The 3,073-nt window shown below is 69.0% G+C and carries 2 protein-coding genes; both read left to right on the forward strand.

The genetic code is table 11. The features are described 5' to 3' along the window. Positions 1-1,326, forward strand: a 1,326-nt coding sequence (locus ACFW2E_RS44290) for an AAA family ATPase (RefSeq protein ID WP_384477092.1), incomplete at its 5' end; no start/stop codon positions are given. A gap of 216 nt (positions 1,327-1,542) precedes the next feature. After that, positions 1,543-2,961 (forward strand): sugar porter family MFS transporter, encoded by a 1,419-nt coding sequence (locus tag ACFW2E_RS44295; protein WP_384477095.1) that lies wholly within the window; start codon positions 1,543-1,545, stop codon positions 2,959-2,961. Positions 2,962-3,073: the final 112 nt, after the last annotated feature.

Below are 3,073 nucleotides of genomic sequence, written 5' to 3' on the forward strand. Positions count from 1 at the left end.
GCCCGGGACAAGGCGCTCATGGAGGTCGAGGAGCTGGCCGAGCGGCTGGCGGTCGCCGAGGAGATGCCGGTCGAGGAAGAGCCGGACACCTCCGTGCGCGACCGGCTCGCCGCAGACGGTGCCAACGCCCACCAGACGGAGATGGAGGCCCGGCTCCAGGCCCGTACCCACGAGGAGCGGGTCAAGGGCCTCGCCGGACGCGCCGACTCCCTGGACCGCGCGGCCCGCGCCGAACGTGAGGCACGCGCGCGGGCCGAACAGCGCAGGGCCAGGCTCCGCCACGAGGCCGCCGGCGCCGAGGCGGTCGCCACCGGCGCCCGGCAGCTGCTCGCGCACGTCGAGGTCTCCCTGACCCGCGCCGACGAGGAGCGCACCGCCGCCGAGGCCGCCAAGGCCCGGCGCGAACAAGAGCTGGCCGCCGCGCGCACCGCCGGGCGCGACCTCAAGGCGGAGCTCGACAAGTTGACGGATTCAGTCCACCGGGGCGAGGTACTCGGCGCCGAGAAGCGGCTGCGGATCGAGCAGCTGGAGACCAGGGCGCTGGAGGAGCTGGGCGTGGAGCCGGCCGGGCTCGTGTCCGAGTACGGGCCGCACCAGCTCGTACCGCCCTCCCTGCCCGCCGAGGGCGAGGAACTGCCGCAGGATCCGGAGCACCCGCGCAACCAGCCGAGGCCGTTCGTGCGGTCCGAGCAGGAGAAGCGGCTGAAGGCGGCGGAGCGGGCGTACCAGCAGCTCGGCAAGGTGAACCCGCTCGCCCTCGAGGAGTTCGCGGCGCTGGAGGAGCGGCACAAGTTCCTCAGCGAGCAGCTGGAGGACCTGAAGAAGACGCGTGCCGACCTGCTTCAGGTGGTGAAGGAGGTCGACGAGCGCGTCGAACAGGTCTTCACCGAGGCCTACCGGGACACGGCCCGGGAGTTCGAGGGGGTCTTCAGCCGGCTGTTCCCGGGCGGTGAGGGCCGGCTGATCCTGACCGACCCCGACAACATGCTCACCACCGGTGTCGACGTCGAGGCCCGGCCGCCGGGCAAGAAGGTCAAGCGGCTGTCCCTGCTCTCCGGCGGTGAGCGGTCGCTGACCGCCGTCGCGATGCTGGTGTCGATCTTCAAGGCCCGTCCCAGCCCGTTCTACGTCATGGACGAGGTCGAGGCCGCGCTCGACGACACCAACCTGCAGCGGCTGATCCGCATCATGCAGGAGCTGCAGGAGTCCTCGCAGCTGATCGTGATCACGCATCAGAAGCGGACGATGGAGGTCGCCGACGCGCTGTACGGCGTCTCCATGCAGGGCGACGGTGTGTCGAAGGTCATCTCGCAGCGCCTGCGCTGAATCTGTGCGGCCTACACCTATCCCGACCTGCCCTTCTCGATTACTTCACTTCTTGAACTCAATCTCCTCGGTCCCTTGGCTTGAAGTCACACACTGCGGCTATTGACTTCGGGACTTGAAGGCATAGTGTCTGCAACGTTGTTTTTACCTTCAGGTCTCACCTGTAAGGGCTGACCCCCCACCCCGGCGGCGCTGCCGGGGGCCCGAGGAGTACACGTGACCAGCACAGCGCAGGCACCCAAGTCAGGAGCCAGGACGGCTCACCCCGAACATCTCGGGCATGTCATCTTCATCGCGGCCGCGGCCGCGATGGGCGGTTTCCTCTTCGGCTACGACAGCTCCGTGATCAACGGCGCCGTCGAGGCCATCCGTGACCGCTACGACATCGGCTCCGCCGCGCTGGCCCAGGTCATCGCCATCGCCCTGATCGGCTGCGCCGTGGGCGCCGCCACGGCCGGCCGCATGGCCGACCGCATCGGCCGGATCCGGGTCATGCAGATCGCCGCCGTGCTGTTCTCCGTCAGCGCCGTCGGCTCGGCGCTGCCCTTCTCGCTGTGGGACTTCGCCCTGTGGCGTGTCGTCGGCGGTTTCGCCATCGGCATGGCCTCGGTCATCGGCCCCGCCTACATAGCCGAGGTCGCCCCGCCCGCGTACCGCGGCCGCCTCGGCTCCTTCCAGCAGGCTGCGATCGTCATCGGCATCGCCATCTCGCAGCTGGTCAACTGGGGTCTGCTCAACGCCGCCGACGGCGACCAGCGCGGCAAGCTGATGGGTCTTGAGGCCTGGCAGGTCATGCTCGGCGTGATGGTCGTCCCGGCCGTCCTCTACGGCCTGCTCTCCCTCGCGATCCCCGAGTCCCCGCGCTTCCTGATCTCCGTCGGCAAGCGTGACCGCGCCCGCGAGATCCTCGCCGAGGTCGAGGGCGGGAACCTGGACCTGGACGCCCGCGTCGCCGAGATCGAGCACGCCATGAAGAGCGAGGACAAGTCCACCTTCAAGGACCTGCTCGGCGGCGGCTTCTTCTTCAGGCCGATCGTCTGGATCGGTATCGGCCTCTCGGTCTTCCAGCAGTTCGTCGGTATCAACGTCGCGTTCTACTACTCCTCGACGCTGTGGCAGTCGGTCGGTGTCGACCCGACGGACTCGTTCTTCTACTCCTTCACGACATCGATCATCAACATCCTCGGCACCGTGATCGCGATGATCTTCGTGGACCGCGTCGGCCGCAAGCCGCTCGCGCTCATCGGCTCCGTCGGTATGGCCGTCGGCCTCGCACTGGAGGCCTGGGCCTTCTCGTACGACCTGGTCGGCGGCAAGCTGCCCGCCACCCAGGGCTGGATCGCCCTGGTCGCCGCCCACCTGTTCGTCCTCTTCTTCGCCCTGTCCTGGGGCGTGGTCGTCTGGGTCATGCTCGGCGAGATGTTCCCGAACAAGATCCGCGCCGCCGCCCTGGGCGTCGCCGCGGCCGCGCAGTGGATCGCCAACTGGGCCATCACGGCGAGCTTCCCGTCGCTGGCCGACTGGAACCTGTCCGGCACCTACGTGATCTACACGGTCTTCGCCGCGCTCTCCATCCCATTCGTCCTGAAGTTCGTCAAGGAGACGAAGGGCAAGACGCTGGAGGAGATGGGCTGACCGGCCCCACCGACCCGAGGAGAAGGGCCAAGTCCCCGCTGCCCCTCTCCTCGTACTCCTCCGCCGCCCCCCGCCCGCCCCACGCCCGGCGGGGGGGGCGGGGTGGCAATGC

The organism is Streptomyces sp. NPDC058964, from assembly GCF_042741275.1.
In the GTDB taxonomy this organism is placed as follows: Bacteria; Actinomycetota; Actinomycetes; order Streptomycetales; family Streptomycetaceae; genus Streptomyces.